This is a genomic window from Shewanella sp. Isolate7 (assembly GCF_022398425.1).
Taxonomy (GTDB): domain Bacteria; phylum Pseudomonadota; class Gammaproteobacteria; order Enterobacterales; family Shewanellaceae; genus Shewanella.
In genome coordinates this window covers 17079-39006 of the sequence record NZ_JAKEVJ010000017.1, presented here as the reverse complement: position 1 = coordinate 39006, position 21928 = coordinate 17079, and the positions used below count along the sequence as shown (strand labels likewise).

18 protein-coding genes are annotated in these 21928 nt (G+C 53.8%); 14 read left to right on the top strand and 4 right to left on the bottom strand.

Annotation, left to right across the window (positions count from 1 at the left end; translation table 11 throughout):
* Nucleotides 1-261: 261 nt before the first annotated feature.
* The 4 genes from L1D47_RS06315 to L1D47_RS06300 all read left to right on the top strand — a co-directional run bounded on the left by L1D47_RS06315 (nt 262) and on the right by L1D47_RS06300 (nt 6974).
* The gene (locus tag L1D47_RS06315) at nt 262-2271 is read left to right on the top strand and encodes an OmcA/MtrC family decaheme c-type cytochrome (RefSeq protein WP_345778756.1); all 2010 of its coding nucleotides are present in this window, start codon (nt 262-264) and stop codon (nt 2269-2271) included.
* 81 nt (nt 2272-2352) lie between these two features.
* On the top strand, nt 2353-3342 hold the full coding sequence (locus L1D47_RS06310; protein WP_239883135.1) for a DmsE family decaheme c-type cytochrome: 990 nt from the start codon (nt 2353-2355) through the stop codon (nt 3340-3342).
* A gap of 12 nt (nt 3343-3354) precedes the next feature.
* Nucleotides 3355-5454, top strand: a complete 2100-nt coding sequence (locus tag L1D47_RS06305) for an MtrB/PioB family decaheme-associated outer membrane protein (protein WP_239883133.1) — start codon at nt 3355-3357, stop codon at nt 5452-5454.
* 356 nt (nt 5455-5810) lie between these two features.
* Nucleotides 5811-6974 carry a sugar diacid recognition domain-containing protein gene (locus L1D47_RS06300; RefSeq protein WP_239883123.1) on the top strand — a complete coding sequence of 388 codons (1164 nt, stop codon included), beginning with the start codon at nt 5811-5813 and terminating at the stop codon, nt 6972-6974.
* Nucleotides 6975-7306: 332 nt separating this feature from the next.
* Here the strand turns inward: L1D47_RS06300 and L1D47_RS06295 are convergent, their stop codons facing one another.
* On the bottom strand, nt 7307-8986 hold the full coding sequence (locus tag L1D47_RS06295; RefSeq protein WP_239883121.1) for an RluA family pseudouridine synthase: 1680 nt from the start codon (nt 8984-8986) through the stop codon (nt 7307-7309).
* 343 nt (nt 8987-9329) lie between these two features.
* Nucleotides 9330-10301, bottom strand: a complete 972-nt coding sequence (locus tag L1D47_RS06290; RefSeq protein ID WP_239883118.1) for a TDT family transporter — start codon at nt 10299-10301, stop codon at nt 9330-9332.
* A 199-nt stretch (nt 10302-10500) separates the two neighbouring features.
* Between L1D47_RS06290 and L1D47_RS06285 the strand changes: the two genes are divergently transcribed.
* On the top strand, nt 10501-11397 hold the full coding sequence (locus tag L1D47_RS06285) for a LysR family transcriptional regulator (protein ID WP_239883117.1): 897 nt from the start codon (nt 10501-10503) through the stop codon (nt 11395-11397).
* A 463-nt stretch (nt 11398-11860) separates the two neighbouring features.
* On the opposite strand, the gene L1D47_RS06280 is transcribed toward L1D47_RS06285, so the two are convergent.
* Nucleotides 11861-12250, bottom strand: a complete 390-nt coding sequence (locus L1D47_RS06280; RefSeq protein ID WP_239883115.1) for a universal stress protein — start codon at nt 12248-12250, stop codon at nt 11861-11863.
* Nucleotides 12251-12412: 162 nt separating this feature from the next.
* Between L1D47_RS06280 and L1D47_RS06275 the strand changes: the two genes are divergently transcribed.
* From L1D47_RS06275 to panP, 5 genes are all read left to right on the top strand, one after another.
* Nucleotides 12413-12784, top strand: a complete 372-nt coding sequence (locus L1D47_RS06275; RefSeq protein ID WP_239883107.1) for a cation transporter — start codon at nt 12413-12415, stop codon at nt 12782-12784.
* A gap of 458 nt (nt 12785-13242) precedes the next feature.
* Entirely contained in the window at nt 13243-14046 is an 804-nt protein-coding gene (locus L1D47_RS06270) for a gamma-glutamyl-gamma-aminobutyrate hydrolase family protein (protein WP_239883105.1), read from the top strand.
* Nucleotides 14047-14309: 263 nt separating this feature from the next.
* Nucleotides 14310-15668, top strand: coding sequence for a GntP family permease (locus L1D47_RS06265; protein WP_239883102.1), 1359 nt, complete (start codon nt 14310-14312; stop codon nt 15666-15668).
* Between the two features lie 104 nt (nt 15669-15772).
* Nucleotides 15773-16918 carry a glycerate kinase gene (locus L1D47_RS06260; RefSeq protein ID WP_239883100.1) on the top strand — a complete coding sequence of 382 codons (1146 nt, stop codon included), beginning with the start codon at nt 15773-15775 and terminating at the stop codon, nt 16916-16918.
* A 352-nt stretch (nt 16919-17270) separates the two neighbouring features.
* Nucleotides 17271-18911: a pyridoxal-dependent aspartate 1-decarboxylase PanP gene (gene panP / locus L1D47_RS06255; RefSeq protein ID WP_239883098.1), complete on the top strand. Its 1641-nt coding sequence runs from the start codon at nt 17271-17273 to the stop codon at nt 18909-18911.
* Between the two features lie 39 nt (nt 18912-18950).
* Here the strand turns inward: panP and L1D47_RS06250 are convergent, their stop codons facing one another.
* On the bottom strand, nt 18951-19358 hold the full coding sequence (locus L1D47_RS06250) for a DCC1-like thiol-disulfide oxidoreductase family protein (protein ID WP_239883096.1): 408 nt from the start codon (nt 19356-19358) through the stop codon (nt 18951-18953).
* Nucleotides 19359-19513: 155 nt separating this feature from the next.
* On the opposite strand from L1D47_RS06250, the gene L1D47_RS06245 reads away from it, so the two are divergent.
* From L1D47_RS06245 to L1D47_RS06230, 4 genes are all read left to right on the top strand, one after another.
* Nucleotides 19514-20383, top strand: a complete 870-nt coding sequence (locus L1D47_RS06245) for an AraC family transcriptional regulator (protein ID WP_239883095.1) — start codon at nt 19514-19516, stop codon at nt 20381-20383.
* A 134-nt stretch (nt 20384-20517) separates the two neighbouring features.
* Nucleotides 20518-21282, top strand: a complete 765-nt coding sequence (locus L1D47_RS06240; RefSeq protein ID WP_239883094.1) for an AzlC family ABC transporter permease — start codon at nt 20518-20520, stop codon at nt 21280-21282.
* A complete protein-coding gene (locus L1D47_RS06235) occupies nt 21282-21584 on the top strand; it encodes an AzlD domain-containing protein (RefSeq protein ID WP_239883173.1) in 303 nt (100 codons plus the stop codon). The genes L1D47_RS06240 and L1D47_RS06235 overlap by 1 nt, the downstream gene beginning before the upstream one ends.
* A gap of 12 nt (nt 21585-21596) precedes the next feature.
* Nucleotides 21597-21908 (top strand): NIPSNAP family protein, encoded by a 312-nt coding sequence (locus L1D47_RS06230; protein ID WP_041509357.1) that lies wholly within the window; start codon nt 21597-21599, stop codon nt 21906-21908.
* The last annotated feature ends 20 nt before the right edge of the window (nt 21909-21928 follow it).

Sequence of the window (21928 nt, the reverse complement as noted above, 5' to 3'; positions counted from 1 at the left end):
CGCAAAACTGTTTCATTTTGCAACATTTTTTCCCACATTCAGCAGCGTTTTGCCCCCACTAGATTACCCCTTTAGAAATAGAAAGATCTGGGTCACACATTGGACTCAGTCTGGCAGATTTTAGCCGCCTGTTACGTTAGCATTTCCTTGGGGATTTCTATTTCCAGCATTGACTTAGGTCGCACAATCTATAACTGAGAATCGGCACATTCGATGAGCCATGCACCTAAGACGATGCCAAACCTATGCAGGGAAAAAATGATGAACGTACAAAATAATAAATTTAAGCTGCTTCTCGCAGCAGGTGCCGTCTCCATGGCTCTCACAGGTTGTGGTGGCAGCGACGGTAATGACGGCAATCCGGGCAACCCCGGCGGCCCAGCGGCCGACGCCATCGAAGTACTTCACCTGGATGTCACCAAGGTGGAATACGACAACGGTACACCGACTATCACAGTCTTTGCGACCAACGAGGATGATCTTCCCGTGATCGGTCTGAAAGACCTAGGTCTTGTTGCCGCTCAGCTTACTCCAATGGGTGCAACGGGTGCTGGTAACAGTGCACAGTGGACGCGTACCGCCCGTGTTTCTGGTACGCAAAACTACACAGATAACAAAGATGGAAGTTATAGCTTAACTTTTGAAGTTGATGGCCTCGATCAAGAATTAACACAACGCTATAACGTTTATGCGGGCGGAGAAGGCTCTACATTACTTGATGGTGTGACATCTGTGCCTCGCCGCGAAATCGTTAAAGATTTTGACGGCTATGGTTACAAAGCACTGTACACTAAGAACATCGTTTCTCATGAAACCTGTACCAGTTGTCACGCTGAAGGTAAGCCGCTAACAACTCGCCATAGTGGCTACTACACACAAGAGACCTGTGCAACATGCCATAGCAGCTCAATGTCTACCGAGTCTCAGTGGAACCACTTGATCCACAATATTCATAACACTGCTAAGACATTTGAAGACAAATACGGTAAAGAATATACAGGCCAAGCAGCTGAAAAGCTTATCCAAAATAACTGTAAAGCTTGTCACGTAGAATCTGAAGAACTCACCGAATGGGGTAACTGGTCACGTATTCCAACCATGGAAACCTGTACCAGCTGTCACGTCGATATCGACTTCGAGGCGGGCAAAGGTCACTCTCAGCAAAATGACAACAGCAACTGTGTTGCCTGTCATAACGCCAGCTGGACCGAAGAGCTGCATACCCAAGACAGCCTAGCCAAGAAGGCGCTTATCGACCAATACGGTCTTAACGCCGAATCCACGATCGACGAGACCCAGACTGCCACCATCAGCATTCAAGTGGTCGATGCCAGCGGCGCCGCCGTTGATGTCAACAGCATTCTGCCTATGGTACAACGCTTAGAGATAGTTACTAACGTCGGACCAAACAATGTCACACTTGGCTATTCAGGCAAAGATTCAATTAATGCCATCAAGAACGGTGTGTTAGATGCGGCAGCTAAGATCGAAGATGGCAAGCTGGTTTACACCACTAGCAAAGATTTGAAGCTAGGCGCTAACGGCATCGACAGCGAGACCGCCTTCACCTTCGTTGGCTGGGCTATGTGCTCAGACAAGGGTGAGTTCATTAATTGCACTGACGTTGTTATTGATGAAAACATGGATGAAGATGACCGCGGAAATAAATTCTTAAAGGATGAATTTTACACTGGTATGAAAGCCGATTTGGCCTTTGCTGCACTAGATGGTAAGGCGCCAAGCATGCGTCACGTCGACTCGGTCAACTTTACCGCCTGTGCTTCTTGTCACACCACAGAGTTCGAAGTGCACAAGGGTAGTCACCACGCCGGTTTCGTTATGTCTGAGCAACTCTCTCACACCAAAGATGCCAACGACATGCCTATCATAGGTGTCGATGCTTGTGCTGCTTGTCACACGCCTGACGGTACATATGCTGGCGGCGCGAAGAAGGGTGCATTAGAGATGAAACTGCACGTGGTACACGGCGAGCAAGGCATCATCAAAGACTGTGCCCAGTGTCACAACGACTTCAACCTGGATGCCTTCAAGGCTAAAGGTGCCCTGGCAACCGCTGGCGGCCAATACAGCACGCCTATCGCCGCGACATGTACTTCTTGCCACACCAGCGATAGCGTCAAGGCCCACGTCGAAAGCCAAGGTGCCATCATCAATGGCGCTAAAGATGTCGCTAACGATGCGGCGCAGCTAGAAACTTGTTTCTACTGCCACGCACCCGTTATCGAAGATCACACTGCGGTGAAGATGTAATTTGCGCATCTCAAATTGAAAACCGGGGGAGTCTCCTCCCCCACTTTTCACTACTCATTTGTGCAAATTAGGATGCCTATTATGAAAATCACAAATCAATTCAAAAGCCTGATTCCGGCAATGATGGCAGCGGCCCTGCTGTCGCTGGGCATAAGCCTGGGCGCGGTTGCGTCCAAGTGGGATGCCAACATGACCCCGGACGAGGTGGAAGCCACCCTGGACAAGAAGTTTGCCGAAGGCCAATACTCGCCTAAAGGCGCCGACTCTTGCCTCATGTGTCACGGCAAGTCTGAAAAGGTCATGGATCTGTTTAAAGGCGTACACGGCGCTGCCGACTCCAGCAAGAGCCCAATGGCCGGCCTACAATGTGAAGCCTGCCACGGCCCTATGGGTAAGCATAACCGCGGCGGTAAAGAGCCGATGATCGCCTTCGGTCCCGACTCTAGCCTGTCTGCCGAGAAGCAAAACAGCGTCTGTATGAGCTGTCACAAAGATGACAAGCGTATGGCCTGGAATGGTGGTCACCATGACAACGCCGATGTTGCCTGTGCCTCTTGTCACTCTGTGCACACAGATAAAGACCCTGTGCTCTCTAAGAACACCGAGATGGAAGTCTGTACCAGCTGTCACACCAAGCAAAAAGCCGACATGAACAAGCGCTCTTCTCACCCAATGAAGTGGGCGCAGATGGTCTGTAGCGATTGTCACAATCCACACGGTACCCTGTCGGACTCGGACCTGGTCAAGCCCAGCGTTAACGATACCTGCTATTCGTGCCACGCAGAGAAACGCGGCCCAAAGCTATGGGAACATGCGCCCGTAACTGAAAACTGCGTCACCTGCCACAACCCGCACGGCAGTGTTAATGAGGGCATGTTGAAGACCCGCGCCCCACAACTTTGTCAGCAGTGCCACGCTAGCGATGGCCATGCCAGCAATGCTTACCTGGGCAACACTGACCAAGGTTCAAGCGTGGGTGGCAATGCCTTTACCGGTGGCCGCAGCTGCCTGAACTGTCATAACCAGATCCATGGTTCTAACCATCCATCTGGCAAATTGTTCCAGCGCTAAGGAGACGAGAAGATGAAATTCAAACTCAATGTAGTCACCCTCGCCCTTATCGCTAATGTCGGCATCGCGATTCCCGGCATGGCAATGGCCGAAGGCTATGGCATTCAAAACGCCAACACGGAAAAGGTGAAGTTCGACAAGTGGGCCTGTAAGCGCTGTAAGATTGAGACCGGCGTCAACGGCACCGTTGGTATCGGCGTTGGGTACAACGACAGCGACGACATCCGCTCGGCCAATGCCTTTGCCGCCGAGGACGAGTTTGCCGGTAAGCTAGACGCCGATGTGAGCTACATCAGCGAATCAGGCTACCGCGCCAGCATAGAGGCGCAAAACCTCGGCATGGAAAACGGATCCTTAGCTCTCGAGTCAGGCAAGGTGGGACAGCACAAGCTGAGCCTCAACTACCGTCAAATTGCCACCTACAAGACTGACAAGGCGATGAGCCCTTATCAGGGCGTGGGCGGGGATAACCTGACGCTGCCCGACAACTGGCAAACCGCAGGGTCAAGCCAGGAGATGAGCGAGCTATACAGCAGCCTTAACCCACTGGAGCTATCGCTCAAGCGCAAGCGCGCCGGCATTGGCTTCGAGTATCAGGGCGAAGAGCTGTGGAGCACCTACATCAACTACCAGCGCGAAGACAAGACCGGCCTCAAGCAGGCATCGGGCAGCTTCTTCAATCAATCTATGATGCTGGCAGAGCCTGTGGACTACACCACAGACACGGTTGAAGCAGGCATCAAGCTCAAGGGCGATAACTGGTTTACCGCCCTGGCCTACTCAGGCTCGAGCTTTAAGAATGAGTACAGCCAGCTCACCTTCGACAACGCCTTCAATCCAACCTTCGGCGCCCAGACTCAAGGCACCATGGCCTTAGACCCGGACAACGAGGCACACACAGTCTCGCTGATGGGCCAATACACGGCAGGCAGCACCATCATGAGCGGCCGCGTGCATTATGGCCAGATGAGCCAGGATCAGGCGCTGGTGACCTCAGGTTATATTTACACCACGCCGGTTGAGGCCGTGGATGCCAAGGTCGACATGACGGGCGCTAACCTTAAGGTCGTGTCTCGTCTCAACCGCACGGTTCGCCTTAACGCCAGCTATGACTATAGCGACCGCGATAACAAGACCAATGTAGACGAGTGGACCCAGATCAGCATCAACTCCACCACAGGCAAGGTCGCCTACAACACCCCTTATGACTTCACGTCACAACGGGCTAAAGTGGGCGCAGACTTCCGCCTGAGCCGAGGCATGAAGCTGGATGCAGGTTACGACTTCCGCCGCGACGAGCGTAGCTATCAGGACCGCGAAACCACAGATGAAAACACGCTATGGGCCAAGTTCCACCTCAGCGCGTTGGACAACTGGGATATGTGGATCAAGGGTAGCTATGGCGAGCGCGATGGCTCTACGTACCAGGCCTCTGAGTGGACCTCAAGCGAGTCAAACAGCCTGCTGCGCAAGTACAATCTTGCCGATCGTAAGCGCACCATGGTCGAGGCTCGTATCAGCCACACGCCAATCGATGCGCTGACTATCGACTTCGGCGGCCGTTATGCCCTGGACGACTACAACGAGACCCAAATCGGTCTGACCGAGTCGAAAGATATCAGCTACGACATCAATGCCAGCTACCTGATCAACGACGACATGATGGTGAATGCCTTCTACAATCGTCAAAACATCGACTCAGAGCAGGCAGGCAGCACCAACTTCGGCGCGCCTAACTGGTATGGTCTAGTAGAAGATCAGGTCGATGTGATCGGTGCCGGGTTCAGCTACAACAATCTGTTAGAGAAGAAACTGCGCCTGGGCGTGGACTACACCTACTCAGATTCAAGCAGCAACACCCAGGTACAACAGGGTCTCACCGGCGACTATGGTGATTACTACGCCAAGGTCCATAACATCAATGTCTACGGCCAATATCAGGCCAGCGACAAGATGGCACTGCGTCTTGACTACAAGATGGAGAAATATGAGGACAATGACCCAGGTAACAGCATAAACCCAGACGGGATCTGGAACGTGGTCGGCTTTGGTTACAACAGCCATGACTACAATGCCCACCTGATCATGCTGAGCATGAGCTACAAGCTCTAATTGATAATTATCTAGTCGGTAATTATCTAGTCAGTAATAGTCCAGCTAAAAACCCGCGCCTGTCGCGGGTTTTTTTATGCTTCATCGTTATACCAATCGTAATAAATAATTGATTCATGCTAGCTTGTTAAAACACTCGCCAACTGCATTAGTACTAGTATTAGCATTTTCAATTGTAGAATTAATACTTATCTAAAAGTCCAGCTTGGTTATCAAGCGTTTTTCCTGCGCTATTTCTGATCACATACTTACTTTGATTGGTATTCTTCGCCATCTCGCAAAAGCGCCCTCCAAGACTTTTGCCCATCGGCCTTTTGTCGTAAGCTCAAGCCACAACCCTTTGCCGACCCAGCGCCTTGTACTTTCTCGACAATCAACTCGCCCAACAGATAGTGGATCGCACCATGGTGATCATCGGCCACAACATCAATGTGATGAACAGCCAGGGGGTGATCCTCGGCTCCGGCGAGCCTCACCGTATCGGATCCACCCACGAAGGTGCCCTGCTGGCCATCAGCCAGAACCGCACCGTCGCGCTCAACAGCGCCAGTGCAGCCAGCCTGCAGGGGGTCAAGCCCGGCATCAACCTGCCGCTGCACTATCAAGGGGAGATCATCGGTGTTATCGGCATCACGGGTGAGCCTGAACAACTGATGGCCTTCGGTGAGCTGTTGAAGATGACCGCCGAGATGATCGTCGAGCAGGCCAACTCCCTGGATGTGGCCCAGTGGCGTGCCCGTCAGCAGGAGGAGTTTATCCTGCAACTGATAAAACCCGAGGGGCGGGCTCTCAACCACCTTAAGATCTGGGCCAAGCGTCTGGATATCGATCTCGAGCTGCCCAGGGTCGCGGCCGTGCTGCGCATCAACGACGATGGCGGTGACGAGCTGGCCAACTCTCAGCTCAAGACGGTGCTGCACCTGCTGGAGACCCCCTCGCGGGGCAACCTGATCGCCATGACCTCGATGACGGAGCTGGTGATCCTCAAACCCGCCTTCCTCGATGGCAAGGCCTGGAGCGCCGAGGCCGAGAGTCTGCGCATCGACCGCCTGCTAAAGCGTCTGCCTGGTGAGCTAAGCGCTCGACTGAAGATCGCCCTGGGGCACTACTTCCCCAATACCATGGACATCAACCGCTCCTATCAGACGGCACTGGAGACCCTGAATTTCGGCCAGCAGCTGCAACCCGAGCGAAGCAAATACCTCTATGAAGACCATGCCCTGTTGGTGATGCTCTCCGGTCTCAAGCATGACTGGCGCGGCGAGCAGCTTCTCAGACCCTTTCAGCGCCTCATCGACAAGGATAAAAACGCCCTGCTGCGCAGGACACTGGCAAGCTATCTGGGGCATTTTGGCGATCAGCAGGCCTGTGCCAAGGCGCTGTTTATCCATCGCAATACCCTAAGGTATCGCCTGGATAAGATAGCGCAGATCACTCAAGTGGATATTCATAAACTCGATGGCCTGTTACAGCTCTACCTGGGTCAGGTGCTGCTGAGCCGCGGCCAAGAGGAGCCCTAGGGCCTGTTTATCTTTCAAGTTTAATTTTTGTTCAATCTAAACGCGTTTTGCGCGAGGCGAGAGTCATGAAGCATAGTTATTCTATGTGAATGGCGAACAACAAAGAAATCGTCTGGAACGATTTCTAACAGCGTAGCTGACCGCCTGCGGTGAAAGGCAGGAAGCCTTTCATAAAGTGCAGCGCACGTTTAGATGAACCCGTTGGGCAGCGTTTGTAGGCCATGTCTACGGTGTTATCGCCAGTTTGTGTAGAAGACTACACGACACGGGCTCTGCCTTGTATAAATCACCTTCAAACTGCTGCAAAAACAAACGGCAAAGATCAACAGGCCCTAGAAGTCGGGATCGCAGCTAAAGCTCACCCGCTCGCCGCTGATGGGATGGTTAAAGGCCAGATACTGGGCGTGCAGGTGCAGGCGATTCGCCTTAGCCCCGTAGAGATCGTCCCCTATGATGGGCATCCCCAAGCCGTCCTGATGGGCGCAGTGCACCCTGAGCTGATGGGTACGCCCCGTCTTGGGAAACAGGGATAACAGGGTCGTTCCCTCGCCTCGAGAACTCACCTGCCAATAGGTATGGGCATGTTTTCCATGCTCGAAACACACCAGCTGACGCGGCCTGTCATCGAGATCCACCCTAAGCGGTAACTTTATCTCGCCCTCATCCCCCTGAACCTCGCCCGCCACCTTAGCAAGATAACGCTTCTCCACCGTGCGGCCGATAAACTGCTGCACTAGGGCGGTGTTGGCCTCACTGCTCAGGGCTATCACCATCAGGCCAGAGGTAGACATATCCAGCCGGTGCACAATCAGCGGCCCGGTTGCCTTGGGAAAGGCCTGGCGCATACGGCTGTATACGCTATCGCTCACATGCTTGCCCGGTACAGAGAGAAACTCCGCCGGCTTGTTGACCACGGCAATCGCCTCATCCTGGTATATGATGGAGAGCGCTTTACCCTCGGCCGGATTATTAAGCAGTGGGTTGTCATCCAGCGCAATGCCACTCAGCATATGGGCTAAAATCGGCTCACACTTGCCGTGACAGGCACCATAGAACTGCTTGTGTTGTTTCACCTCGGACTTAGGCGAGGCTCCCCACCAGAATTCTGCCATGGCAATGGGTTTAAGGCCGTTTTCGAAGGCAAACTGCAGCAGTTTGGGGGCGGCGCACTCCCCGGCTCCGGCAGGTGGCAACCCCTTGGGGGATGCGCTAAACAGGCTGTTGAGATCCTTAATCTCGCCCGCCTGATTCAAGAACTGATACTGGGCAAACAATCTACGCTGTAACGCGCTCGACTGGCTGGCACGTTGCTGTTTTAGGGCCTCAATCTCATCGCGTAACTCGCTCAGCCGAGTCTCGCGCGCGGCGATCTGGTCATCCCACTCAAGATTTAGCTGCCTGAGTCTATGCTTCTCTGCCACACTCTCACGGCCAAGCTGTTGCTGCAGGGCCTCGAAGGCCAGGGTATCGAGGCCTTGCCCCGCCTGACGTCTGGCCTTGCGCGACTTGCGATTCTCGATAATCTCAGCCCTCAACTCGGCCACGGCCTGGTCTTTGGCGCCGTTGAGCCCCTTAAGCTCAGCCTCTAACGCCGCCAGCGCCGGGGCATTCTGCAAGGCCTCAAGCTTTGTGGTCAGTCGATTGATGGCCAGCTGCTCGCCATGAAAGAAGCTGTCCTGGGTGAGCATGTCGAACACAGGCGGTACGAAGCCCGGCAGTAGATTCTGCTCGGCTAATTTGCCGGAAAAGGCCTTAAGATAGCCAAGCTCGCCTTCGCGGTTTTGCACCACCAGCACACCAAACATCTTACCTATGGCGCCGCCACGCTGCCCCGTCAGGCCGAAGTTGTGTTGCCACTCCCCTTGATGCTCGAGATGCGCATGCAATTCATTCGCCGCCAACACACACAGTTCGTGGGGCTCATAATAGAAAGGAAAGGTAAACCGCTCAGGCAGCGTGATGCCCTCGACCGAGGTACTAAAGGGGGTGAAACATTGCTGGGCTGAATACATGGTGTCTGACATTTTGAGTAAATATGGCTATCGGCTGGCCCAATGAAGATGAAAGGCCCGTTCTGAAAGCGGGGATTTTACGCGCTCACGGCGGTGAAGTCATGCCGCTAAGATCTTTTTTTGCCCTATAAGCCAGTCAAGAGGGCTTAGTTTGTATGCTAAGGCGGTGGAAAATAGATCTGGCGATGGCGTCCTTGCCGGCAAGGCTAACTCAGTATTATCTATCCGTCGTGAGGTGTTACTAAGTTAGGTGTGAGACTAAGTTAGCTGTGAGACTAAGTTAAGTGCAATACTAAGCTAGCCGTGACACTAAACCGGATGTGACGCTAAACAGGTTGTGACCCTAAACTGGATGTGACACTAGGCGCGGCTGAATCACCAGGTGATTGATGTATTTCAGTGCGACATAAGAGACCACCACAGTCGCGACCATGAGCTCGAGTCCCGCCAGGTTTCGCACCTGTTGTACATAATGAGACTGCATTCCCTCGAGTACCATCCAGTTTGCCATCTTAAACAGTGCGGTACTGCCGATCACCATGGGGAAGGTAAAGGCCGCGTAACCAGGGCTAAAGGGCAGTCTCAAGAGTTTATAAAACGCCAGGTAGATAATGGCCGTCATCAACACGGCGATACCAAACAGCAGGGCGATGGTCACAGGCGATGGCGTGGCGGTGACGGTTAGGTAGCCTGCCAGCGAGAGACTGGCCGGCGCCGCCAGAATGGCCATGGTGGGTTTCGCCGCATCCGGCACCTCATGGGTAAACATTAAGCGATAGATCATCAAAGGCAGCATCACCGCATAGGCCAGCATACCGAAGATAAGCGCGCCCTGTGCAATGGGAGCCAGTACAGTCGTGCCCGAAAAAGAGACATCCGCAACAATGATGCCAACAGGTGGCACAAACCAGCTGGGTACCATGTGGTGCAGCTCAAAATCTTTAGCCCTGTGATAAATGAAGCTGACCAAGAAGACTATGTGTAGTACCACGGCCGCTAACCACAGGCCATCGCCGGCTAGCGGATAAAATTGCCCCAGAGAGTTGGATACCACCATGGTCGCCATCGAAAATGTCGGCACGACACTGCCGACCACAGGATGGGCAAGGTCCTGTCTCAGCAGATGATTATGAAAGAAAAACTTAATCGTCAATATGGCGAGTAGGACGCTGGCAATACCTGCGCTAATCCACTGGCCATAACCATTGAGTTCGGCAAAGTTTTCCCAGCACCAGCCTAAGCTGGCGATGCCCAGCGCCAAGCCCGCCATAGGTGTGGGTACGTCCATTACTGCCTTTTTCGTTCTTTGAATCATAACAATCTCAACCAGGTTTGTTTCTCTACAGCAATAATACGCTTGCCTTTTGTTCTGTTATATCTAATTATTTGTAACGAGCGTTCAGAATAACTAAACACAAAGGTACTTATAGCTAAGTGCTAATACCTAAGCGTTAACACCTAGGCGCTAACGCCCAAAAATAAGTACTCAAACATAAGCACCCGAGCAGCAAGCCATGGCCAGTCACATCTCACTCAAACAGCTGAAGGTGTTTAGCACCCTCACTCAACACAAGACCCTAACCGCGGCGGCGGACAGCCTGTTTCTCTCTAAGGCTGCCGTGAGTATGGCGCTGGCTGAGCTGGAGAAGCAGCTCGGCCACCACCTATTCGATCGGGTCAACAACCGCCTAATCCTCAATCAGGAGGGGCACAAGCTACAGCCCCTGGCCGATGAACTTCTTAACAGGGCCAGCGATATCGAGCATCTCTTTAACGATGCACAAGCACTCTCCGGCCAGCTTCGTATCGGCGCCAGCGATACCTTGGGCAATCAGGTGGCCCCTTATCTTCTGAGTGACTTTCGTCGTCACACCGGGCATGAGCGGCAAAGCCTGCTTATCTCCAACTCGGCCGAGATCTGCGACAAGCTTGTCGACTACGAACTGGATATCGCGCTGATCGAAGGAAAGATTCAACACCCAGAACTCGACGCAACCCCTTTCAGCGCAGATGAGATGTGTGTGATCTGTCCACCTAATCATCCCCTGCCGGCTAATGTCGAGATCCCACTAAGGGAACTGGAAACCAGTTCCTGGATCCTGCGCGAGCCTGGCTCGGGCTCACGGGAATTCTTTGTGCGCCTGATTGCCCCTAGGCTTCAGCAATGGCACGAGGCCTTCCAGCTCAATAACACAGAGGCCCTGATCAACTCAGTCTCGGCCGGCCTCGGCCTGGCTTGCCTGTCACGTCTGTCTGCCGAACCGGCGATTCGTGACGGCCGAGTCAAGGTACTCAAACTGCCGCTAAACATGAGCCGCCGCTTCTGGTTGCTGGTCCACAAGGAGAAATACCTCAGTCCGCTGCTGAGAAGCTTCATCGATTTCTGCCATCAATGGGAGCGGGAGCATTAACAGTAGGCTAAGGGAGCATGCCAATATTAAGGGGGAATTGGCGCGGTTGTTTTGATCTATGTCGGTTTGTTGTCTGGCGATGATCAGCCGACGAGGGATTGTGGTGGCGACTATCGGGATTATTTGGTATAGTTTAACTGACTTGGTTCTTTGAAAGCTTCTTAATGCCCCCCTTCAAGGCAACCTAACGCCTGTCCGGCGAGGCTCTTGCAAACACTGTTTTGGCAAGCCACAAAGATCCCTGAGAGCCTCATCAGTACCTGCAAATAAAGCCTGCGGCAGGCACTTGATACACCAGCAAGGTTAGACCTTCTCCCCCTTCAGAGGACAATTCCAGCACAAACTACCATTCAACGCGCCCCTCACAGCGGCTAATAGCCGCGCCCTTAAAGGGCCAGCCTAGCCAATTACCCCAATATAAGAATTAAGCGAACCTAAGACCTTGCTGATTAACAGACCAGGGCTAATGATCCAGATACACCACAAGAAGGTCGGCCTCGACGGCATTGGCCACCTTGGGTAAAGAGGAAAACAGGCTACTTGAGAACTTATGATGGTGGCCGCAAACCAGCAGATCGATATTATGTTCCTTGGTAACCCCCGCCAGTTTCATATGCAGGTCGCCTATCACCACTAAGGTTTCAGCGATGGGGTAATCGCTGAGGGTTGCTAAAATTTGCAACTTCTCCTGCTGTTCAAATTCTTCCTGTGGGGTGATCGCTACGCTGTCGACATCGACGAACACAAATGAAACCTTACTATTGCCAGCTTTAGCCAGTGAAACGGCCTTGTCTATCACGGATTGGCTAGACTCAGACAGATCGACCGCAACCCAGATATGCTTGTAACTCATAACGGCTCTCCTTGTTAAAGGATAAATGATTACCTTAAGTCTAGCAGTGTCTCACCTAGCCAAATCTCCCATATTCCTTAGCCGAAAGTGCTTGACCTGTGTCTTAGACACAGCTCTAAGCTTTAACTGAAACGGTTATTTACTCACCTAAGGAGATAAGTCATGAGCGATTTAGATCATAGAGTTGGCGTAAGAGAACAAAATTTAGTGATCCGAAACCTGAAACTGAGCAATGTTACCCAAGATAACTGCGACGCCTTGATAGCTGAAATTGATGACCTTTTTGGCATTGATGAAGTGAGTTACAACATAAGAACGGGCGAAATACACCTTGCCTATGATGCGACTCATATCGATCTCGATGGTGTTGAGAAAGTGCTCAAGCAACATGGGGCCGACTTGCATAACGACTGGTGGACACATACCAAAGAAAGCTATTACAAATTTGTCGATCAAAATATTAAGGACAATGCTGAGCATAAACCATGGAGTTGCCACCAGGTACCTCCTAGCGCTAATAGAAAACACAAATGAGATATCCGAGTAAAATCTACCCATGCCGAATCTAAGAAGGGTTAGCTCACCGATGTAGAAACGCCGGTGAGCTTCCGAAACGGGGCCAAAAACGTGTTTACACGATCCTCGCCGGAAAGGCGTTAGGCTTTCGACCTTAAATCCCCCTCCGAAGAACAATCTAGGTAGACGCAAACATTTAAAATTCCCCGAAGCAAGCAACGCCAAGTAAATCAAACACAACCTGAGAATGAAATCAGGGATTTCGCCCTCTCCTCCTACCTGTATCAAAGTGTAATTAATTACATCCAACACGTTTAACATAACGAACACCAATAGGCAGACTGGTGGTCAACAAATGTACTTTTTCACATTTTGCTATCCTTAAGAAAGGCGATAGCTAGGGCCAGTAGCGGCCACATGAGGCTACACAGACGTCACGCATCGGGTGACAGACAACGCGACCAAACGGGTGATCTATGCCAATAACACAGACAACAAGTGCTAAGAAATCCAAGCCTCTCATCTTGATGACCATGGGCCAGCAAGACAGAAACCAACATCCATACCAGGTGATGACCCACAAGTATATACAGCCGATTGTGGAGATCGCCGAGGCCGTCCCACTGCTAATGCCCACCTGTTTCGGCGTAGAAGATGTGGACCGCTACCTGGACATGGTCGACGGGGTTTATCTCTCGGGCGCGGGTTCCAATATCGAACCCAGCCTCTATGGTCAGGAAAACCTCACCCCGGAAAAGAGTCAGGACGTGAACCGAGACATAGTCGATCTCGCCGTTATCGAGGGTGCCCTCAAGCGCAAGTTACCCATACTGGGGATCTGCCGTGGCATGCAGGAGCTTAACATCGCCCTGGGCGGCACCCTGTATCAGAAGGTCTACAGCGAACCCGGTTTCGATGATCACCGCGAAGATCCACAAACCCCCAACCATGTTCAATATGGGCCGAGACACGCCATCGAGACGGTACCCGGTAGCTGGCTGGCCAAGCTGATTGGTGACAAGACCATGGTCAACTCCCTCCACGGCCAGGGGATCTGTACCCTTGGCAAGGGGCTAGAGGCCCTCGCCTATGGCGAGGATGGCCTTATCGAGGCGATCCATGGCCCAGACTATGGCCAGTTTATCCTCGGCGTACAATGGCATCCCGAATGGCAAGCCAACAAAAACCCAGATTCCGTCAAGCTATTTCAAGCCTTCGGCAGCGCCTGTCGCGGCGAGGCCTGTTGGCAATCGGCCAACGACGACAAATTAACCGCCTAATCGAACAAGCCCAGTCGGTCATTTTGTGATCTAGACCGACTTTATTCCTCTCCCCCAACCGAAATTGGTGCAAACGCACAAATATCGGTGCTGCATAAGCAAAATATTAGGAGGCTGGCACGAAGCCAGATTGTCCTATTCTCCGGATAATAGTGCCAGCCTGAAAACCCTTTGCTCCCGCGCTAAGAGCGAGTTAACGGGTCATCGCTAGATCAAAGCAACAGATCACAGCCAATAAATATAACCCAATACAGGGACACCCTATGAGCCTAGTACTGATCTTGATCGCCGTGATAGCCTTCATCGTTATCGCGACATCCAAATTTAAGCTTCACCCCTTCCTAACCCTCATTCTCGCCTCCTTCATCGCCGCCTTTGCCTACGGGCTACCCAGCGCCGATGTGGCCAAAACCATCACCTCTGGATTCGGCGGTATCTTAGGCTATATCGGCCTGGTTATCGTGCTGGGTACCATCATAGGTACCATACTGGAAAAGAGCGGCGCGGCCATTACCATGGCCGATGTGGTGATAAAGCTGCTGGGGAAACGCTTCCCAACCCTGACCATGTCGATCATCGGCTACCTGGTTTCTATCCCGGTATTTTGTGATTCTGGCTTCGTGATCCTCAACTCGCTCAAGCAGTCCATGGCCAATCGCATGAAGGTCTCCAGCGTCTCCATGAGTGTCGCCCTGGCTACCGGCCTGTATGCGACCCACACCTTCGTGCCGCCGACGCCAGGGCCTATCGCCGCCGCCGGTAACCTGGGGCTGGAATCTAACCTCGGGCTGGTCATAGGCGTGGGCATCTTCGTCGCCGCCGTGGCCGCCCTCGCGGGTATGTTATGGGCCAACCGCTTTGCTAACGTCGAGCCAGACGGGGAAGGCGCCGAAGCGCTCAAAAGCAATGTGGAAGATTTTGAAAACCTCAAGGCCGCCTATGGCAAGTTACCCAGCCCGGCCAAGGCATTTGCCCCTATCTTCGTGCCAATCTTGCTCATCTGCCTGGGCTCCATTGCCAAGTTCCCCTCACAGCCATTGGGTGACGGCAGCCTATTCGATATCCTGGCCTTCCTGGGTCAACCGGTTAATGCCCTGATGATAGGTCTTCTCCTCTCTCTTAGCCTGCTCAAGAGCCAGGATAAGATTAAGGAGTTCAGCGAGCGCATCAGCCACGGCTTAGTTGTCGCCGCACCGATACTGTTGATCACGGGTGCCGGCGGCGCCTTCGGCGCCGTACTTAAGGCCACAGAGATTGGCAACTTCCTCGGCAGCTCGCTCTCGGCGCTGGGCATAGGTATCTTCATGCCCTTTATCGTCGCCGCGGCGCTGAAATCGGCTCAGGGCTCATCGACCGTTGCCCTGGTAGCTACCTCGGCCCTGGTTGCCCCCATGTTGGGCGATATCGGCCTTGCCAGCGACATGGGCCGAGTGCTGACCGTGATGGCCATTGGTGCCGGCGCCATGACAGTCTCACACGCCAACGACAGCTTCTTCTGGGTAGTGACTCAGTTTAGCCGCATGAGCGTGAAACAGGCCTACAAGGCACAAACCATGGCCACCCTCATCCAAGGTGTGACCGCCATGCTCCTCGTCTACCTGCTGAGTCTCGTTCTACTCTAAGCTAATCAGACCGGCGCCAAGGGGCACAGCCTGGGCGCCGGACAACCCAGCTCGTTTATTTCAGATGTTGTAATGTATTCCCCCTCTTCACACAGGAAGCCTGCATGAAAATAGTCATCGCGCCCGATTCATTTAAAGAAAGCTTGAGCGCCATGGAAGTCGCCACCGAGATAGCCAGGGGCTTTCGTGAGGTGCTTCCCGACGCCGAATATATCAAGCTGCCGGTCGCCGACGGCGGCGAAGGCACGGTGCAATCTATGGTGGATGCCACGGGCGGCAGCCTGGTCGAGCTTAAGGTCACAGGCCCTCTGGGCAGTCAGGTGGATGCCCACTATGGCCTGCTAGGTCAGGAAGCCCCCGGGCAGCGCACCGCCGTGATTGAGATGGCCGCCGCATCTGGCCTGCACCATGTACCATCTATCTTACGCGATCCTTTAGTCACCACCAGCTATGGCACGGGCGAGCTTATCTGCCACGCCCTCAACAGCGGCGTGACCCACCTTATCCTCGGCCTGGGCGGCAGTGCCACTAACGATGGCGGCGCCGGTATGTTACAGGCGCTTGGCGCCCATCTATTGAACGTTGACGGCAAGCCGTTAAGACCCGGCGGCGCAGCACTGCAACACCTTGCCAGCATAGATCTTAGCGGCCTACATCCAAGGCTTAACGCGGTGCAGATTGAGGTCGCCTGCGATGTGGACAACCCCCTGTGTGGCGACAAGGGGGCATCGGCCATCTTCGGGCCACAGAAAGGCGCCGATGAGATCATGGTTGCCAGACTGGATAAGGCGTTGAGTCACTTCGCCGAAGTCACCGCCAAATCAGGACTGAAAGAATGCCGCGACATGCCAGGCGCCGGGGCCGCCGGCGGTATGGGCTTTGCGATGCTGGCCTATCTGCAGGCCAAGCTCAGGCCCGGCATAGATATCGTCATGGAGACGGTGAAACTGAGCGAGCATCTCGAGGGCGCGGATCTGGTGATCACGGGCGAAGGTCGCCTCGACAGCCAGACCCTGCATGGCAAGACCCCCATGGGCGTTACCCGAGAGGCAAACAAGCAGGGAATACCTGTGATCGCCATCGCGGGCTGCGTCAGCGACGATGCTAATGTACTGTTGGAAAACGATATCGAGGCGCTCTTCTCGGTGACGCCTAGGGCCATGGCGCTGGAGGAGGTGCTGGCCAGCGCCAGCCATAACCTTTATAGCTGCGCGGTCAATGTCGCCCGTCTGTATCGCCTGGGACGTTAGCCACCTTAATTAAACCAACCGCCCTGAGGCTCACTCGACTCAGGGCGGTTTACGCTCTTGTTAAAGGCTATATCCCATCTGGCTCAAGGCTGTTCCGATTTTGCTCAAGGCTGTTCCGATTTTGCTCAAGGCCGTTTCAAATTTGGCTCAAGGCTGTTTCCGGTTTTGCTCAAGGCTGTTTCCAATTGGGCTCAAGGCTGTTTCCGTTCGGACTGACGGCTTTACGCCCTGCCCACCAGCCATTTCACTTTTCCCCTTGATGCGGTATAAAGCTTACAGTAAAGTTAGCTCCCTTTTTCGATCGCCTGTTTTTTCTATTTCAAAACAGACATAAGTTAAGCGACGCGCCTCGATGACATCAAAACAGACACGACAAGCGACCGCCTCAGAAGAGGCCTTGATGCGTATTTTCACTCTGCCCGAAGCACCGAATTCGACCCTGGGTAAGATAGAGAAAAACCTGTCGGAAAACCTGATGGGCTTCCTCAAAGAGAATATCGTCGCCGTCGAGAAGCCACTGAGCGAGATCGAAAAAGATTTTCAGGCCTATCAGATCCCAGCGGCTCCCAGCTTCGTCTCCGACTATGCCGAACAGATGATGCAGACGCTTATCGCCCACAGCGTACACACCTCTGCGCCCAGCTTTATCGGTCACATGACCTCGGCGCTGCCCTATTTCGTGCTGCCGCTGTCGAAGATGATGGTGGGACTCAATCAGAACCTGGTGAAGATAGAGACCTCCAAGGCCTTCACGCCGCTGGAGCGTCAGGTGCTAGGGATGATGCACCACATGGTCTATGGCCAAAACGAGCCCTTCTATCAAAGCTGGATGCACAGCGCCAGCCACTCCCTGGGCGCCTTCTGCTCCGGCGGCACAGTAGCTAACATCACGGCGCTGTGGATCGCCCGTAACCGCTTGTTAAAACCCGATGGCGACTTCAAGGGCGTCGCCCAATCTGGCCTGATGCGCGCACTGCGCCACTATGGCTATGATGATCTGGCTATCCTGGTCTCGACGCGCGGCCACTACTCCCTCGGCAAAGCCGCCGATCTGTTAGGCATAGGCCGCGACAACATAGTGAGCGTGCCGTGCGCGAGCGACAACAAGGTGGATGTGGCCAAGATGCGTGAGGCGGCAGAGCGGCTTGAGGCGCAAAACATCAAGGTGATGGCCATCGTCGGTGTGGCCGGGACAACCGAAACCGGTAATATCGACCCGTTGGAAGAACTGGCGGATCTGGCCGAGAGCCTGGGTTGTCACTTCCATGTGGACGCCGCCTGGGGCGGTGCCAGCCTGCTGTCTAACAAGTATCGCCACCTGTTAGCAGGCATAGAGCGCGCCGATTCGGTCACGATCGATGCCCACAAACAGATGTATGTGCCCATGGGCGCCGGCATGGTACTGTTTAAAGATCCGGAATTTGCCAACGCCATCAAACACCACGCCGAATATATTCTGCGCAAGGGCTCTAAGGATCTGGGCAGTCAGACGCTGGAGGGCTCGCGTCCGGGCATGGCCATGTTGGTACATGCCTGCCTGCAGGTCATTGGCCGCGACGGCTACGAGATCTTAATCAACAACAGCCTGGAGAAGGCGCGCTATTTTGGCGAGCTAATCGCCGCCCAGGCCGATTTTCAGCTGGCCTCAAGGCCAGAACTCTGCCTGCTGACCTATCGCTATGTACCGGCCAAAGTACAGTTGCTGCTAGCCGAGGCGATAGCGGCGGATGACGCGGCGCGGGTGAGTGAGATCAATACCCTGCTGGATGGCCTGACCAAATTTATCCAGAAGCGACAACGCGAACAGGGGAAATCCTTCGTCTCCCGTACTCGTATCATTCCGGCAAACAACCTGGAGCAGACCTCTGTGGTATTCAGGGTGGTTCTTGCCAATCCATTGACTAGCAACGAGATATTGCAGCAGGTGCTGGATGAGCAACGCGAAATCGCTAAGCTGGATACCAGCTTCCTGCCTAAGCTGCTGGCCCTCTAGTTTTCAATAACTCAATCTAGAAAGTGCAATCGAGAACGTTCACTCGATAAACCTGTCCCTGTCGATATCCTCTGGCAGGGCGCAGGCTCTTCGGCCAAAGAGGCGATAACGCCGGTTGGCAATCTGGTTGTATACCCAGTCTCTTAAGGAGCGAGGCAACCACCTCAATAGCTTCAACAAGGGCCAGAAGCCATCGAGTCGACTGGCCACCGCCAATGCCGCCTCGCTCTTAGCCGACACGCCTGTCTCATCCAGCAGATAGAAGCTGCTCTGCTCCTCAAGATCCACCAAGATACCCTGCGCGGCCAATAGCCGCTGGGCCGTCTCACTCTGAACCGAGGCAAACTTAAATTGCCGGCGTCTGTCACGCCTAACGATAAATCGCACCGCGCCGTGGCACAGATTACAGCTGCCGTCGAAGATCACCACAGGGGCTTGTCGCGTCATGGGTTGCACTTGTTCTTCACCTCGTAGGAAGCTCGACCATAGCATCGGCGATAGAGGATGACAATTTTGTACAAAAGCCGCTGCGAGTTTTAGGCTAAGATGAGCTTATCGACTCGCCAACATCAGACATATATCGCGCTCACAGCAGCAATCCTATGAACAAGCACAGCAGTAAAGAACAGGCACACTTTAGCCTAGCCGATGAGCTGGGCGGCATAGAGCTACTGAATGCCAGCTATCAGAAACAAAACTTCTCGCGACATAGCCATGAGGGCTATACCGTGGGGGTTATCGACACCGGCGCCCAGCGTTTTTATCGTACCGGCGGCGATCATGTTGCTCCACAAGACAGCATCATTTTGGTCAATGCCGATGAGGTGCATAATGGCCGTTCGGCCACAGACAATGGCTGGTCTTATCGGGCCATGTATCCGCTCCCCGAGCAGTTTGCGGATATCGCAGCAGCCATAGGCACTAAGCGCACAGGAGCCCCCTACTTTCCCGAACCTGTGGTAAAAGATAAGCCCCTGGCCGACCTGCTACGTCTAACCTTCGAGACGCTCACCGGCTCAGATAACGCCCTGCTGCGAGAAAGCCTCATCTATACCAGCATGGTGAAGCTGATGACGCGCCATGGTGCCAGTCGGCCACCTGCCGACACGGCTAAGACAGCTCAACGCCAATTGACGCTAGTTAAGCAGTTTCTCGATGATATGCCCGCCAGCGATGTGTCGCTAACGGCCCTCGCTAACCTGGCCGGAATGAGCCCTTATTACCTAATAAAACAGTTTCAGCAGTGCTTCGGCCTGCCACCCCACGCCTATCAGATCCAGAGTCGCATTCGACTGGCAAAACAGAAGATCCGTGCAGGCGAGCCGCTACTTGATGTCGCCCTCGGCTGCGGCTTTCACGATCAGAGCCACCTCAATCGCCACTTCAAGCGCGCCCTGGGCGTCACCCCCGGGCAATACGCTAAAGAAGTTGAGCGCAACAATGTACAAGCCAGGCAAACCCATTTCTTGTAAGGTCGAGTTATCTCTCTAGCACCATATAGATAAGCACCAAGACATTAGCACCTAGACACACGCCCATAAAAAAACAGGCACCCAGACACAGGCACATAGACACAGGTATATAGACACAGGTATATAGACACAAGATGACTCAGGAAGCTCAGACTGGCGCCAAGGGCCCAACACCTCAAGACACCCAGAGCAGCGCACCAGGCACTAGGCCGATACGCGCCGCCCTTAAGGGAGCCCTGGCCATATCCCCCTTAACCCTGGCGGTCGTCCCCTGGGGCATACTCGCAGGCTCCTTCGCCATCGATGCCGGTTTAAGTCCATTCGAGAGCCAGGCGATGTCAATGCTGGTCTTCGCCGGCGCGGCGCAGTTAGTCGCCCTGGGGATGATCAAGGCAGGCATTGGCCTGGTCAGCATCTTAATCACCACCTTACTGATCACCTCACGCCACCTGCTCTATGGCATGGCGATGCGCCCGCAGATCAGTCCACTGCCCCTAAGATGGCGACTCACATTAGGCTTTCTACTCACCGACGAGCTGTTTGCTATCGCTAACCTTGGCAAACAACGTGTCTTAGATCCCTGGTTTGCCTTCGGCGGCGGTTTCAGCTTCTATCTGGGCTGGAACCTGGCCACGGCTCTGGGAATCACCCTAGGCCATAAGATAGAAAACCTGGATACACTGGGGCTGGATTTTGCCATCGCAGCCACCTTTATCGCCATAGTGGTGCCCGCGGTGAAGAGCCCCTCTGTCCTGGTATCTGTACTGGTGGCCATGGTGACCAGTGTGGTGTGCGCCCTGATGGACCTACAGGCCGGGCTGCTTATCGCCTCGCTTACCGCCATGGCCTGTGGCCAGTTTTATGCTAAGTTCAGTGACGAAAAAGGGAGACAAGTGTGATGATCTGGATAACACTGCTCTCCATGATGGCGGTGATCTTTCTCAGCCGTTATCTGTTTCTCGAACCCAAACTGCCCCTGCGTCTGAATAAGAATACACTGCAGTTTCTCGGGTATTCGGCGCCCGCAGTACTAACGGCCATCGCCGCCCCCATCGTCTTCGTGCGCGACCAGCAGCTGGCTATCGGCCTAGACAACAGCTATCTGGTCTGCGCCCTGGTGGCCGTGCTGCTCGCCTACTTTACCCGCAACACCCTGCTAACGGTGTTACTCAGCATGGCACTGTTTTTCGTCATACATTAAGGAGTGATTAAGATGGCTGTGACCTGTCACGTGAAATATATTATCGATCCGGATCAACTGGATAAGTTTGAGCACTATGCCAAGCTCTGGCTACCTTTAGTCGCCAAATTCGGTGGACAACACCACGGTTACTTCCTACCCAGCGAAGGCGCCAATGATATCGCCCTGGCGCTATTCAGCTTTCCTTCGCTTGCGAGCTACGAGCAATACCGTGACGCCTCACAGCACGACAGGGAGTGTATCGCCGCCTTCGAATACGCCAAGCAGCATAAGTTCATTCGTCGCTACGAGCGCAGCTTCATGCGCCCACTGCTGCCGGAATAACTCGCTACTTAAGCCATAAA

Coding starts and splice junctions, on each gene's coding strand:
- L1D47_RS06315 (WP_345778756.1), top strand. CDS start 262: ATGAACGTACAAAATAATAAATTTAAGCTGCTTCTCGCAGCAGGTGCC.
- L1D47_RS06310 (WP_239883135.1), top strand. CDS start 2,353: ATGAAAATCACAAATCAATTCAAAAGCCTGATTCCGGCAATGATGGCA.
- L1D47_RS06305 (WP_239883133.1), top strand. CDS start 3,355: ATGAAATTCAAACTCAATGTAGTCACCCTCGCCCTTATCGCTAATGTC.
- L1D47_RS06295 (WP_239883121.1), bottom strand. CDS start 8,986: ATGTATTCAGCCCAGCAATGTTTCACCCCCTTTAGTACCTCGGTCGAG.
- L1D47_RS06290 (WP_239883118.1), bottom strand. CDS start 10,301: ATGATTCAAAGAACGAAAAAGGCAGTAATGGACGTACCCACACCTATG.
- L1D47_RS06285 (WP_239883117.1), top strand. CDS start 10,501: ATGGCCAGTCACATCTCACTCAAACAGCTGAAGGTGTTTAGCACCCTC.
- L1D47_RS06280 (WP_239883115.1), bottom strand. CDS start 12,250: ATGAGTTACAAGCATATCTGGGTTGCGGTCGATCTGTCTGAGTCTAGC.
- L1D47_RS06275 (WP_239883107.1), top strand. CDS start 12,413: ATGAGCGATTTAGATCATAGAGTTGGCGTAAGAGAACAAAATTTAGTG.
- L1D47_RS06270 (WP_239883105.1), top strand. CDS start 13,243: ATGCCAATAACACAGACAACAAGTGCTAAGAAATCCAAGCCTCTCATC.
- L1D47_RS06265 (WP_239883102.1), top strand. CDS start 14,310: ATGAGCCTAGTACTGATCTTGATCGCCGTGATAGCCTTCATCGTTATC.
- L1D47_RS06260 (WP_239883100.1), top strand. CDS start 15,773: ATGAAAATAGTCATCGCGCCCGATTCATTTAAAGAAAGCTTGAGCGCC.
- panP (WP_239883098.1), top strand. CDS start 17,271: ATGACATCAAAACAGACACGACAAGCGACCGCCTCAGAAGAGGCCTTG.
- L1D47_RS06250 (WP_239883096.1), bottom strand. CDS start 19,358: ATGACGCGACAAGCCCCTGTGGTGATCTTCGACGGCAGCTGTAATCTG.
- L1D47_RS06245 (WP_239883095.1), top strand. CDS start 19,514: ATGAACAAGCACAGCAGTAAAGAACAGGCACACTTTAGCCTAGCCGAT.
- L1D47_RS06240 (WP_239883094.1), top strand. CDS start 20,518: ATGACTCAGGAAGCTCAGACTGGCGCCAAGGGCCCAACACCTCAAGAC.
- L1D47_RS06235 (WP_239883173.1), top strand. CDS start 21,282: ATGATCTGGATAACACTGCTCTCCATGATGGCGGTGATCTTTCTCAGC.
- L1D47_RS06230 (WP_041509357.1), top strand. CDS start 21,597: ATGGCTGTGACCTGTCACGTGAAATATATTATCGATCCGGATCAACTG.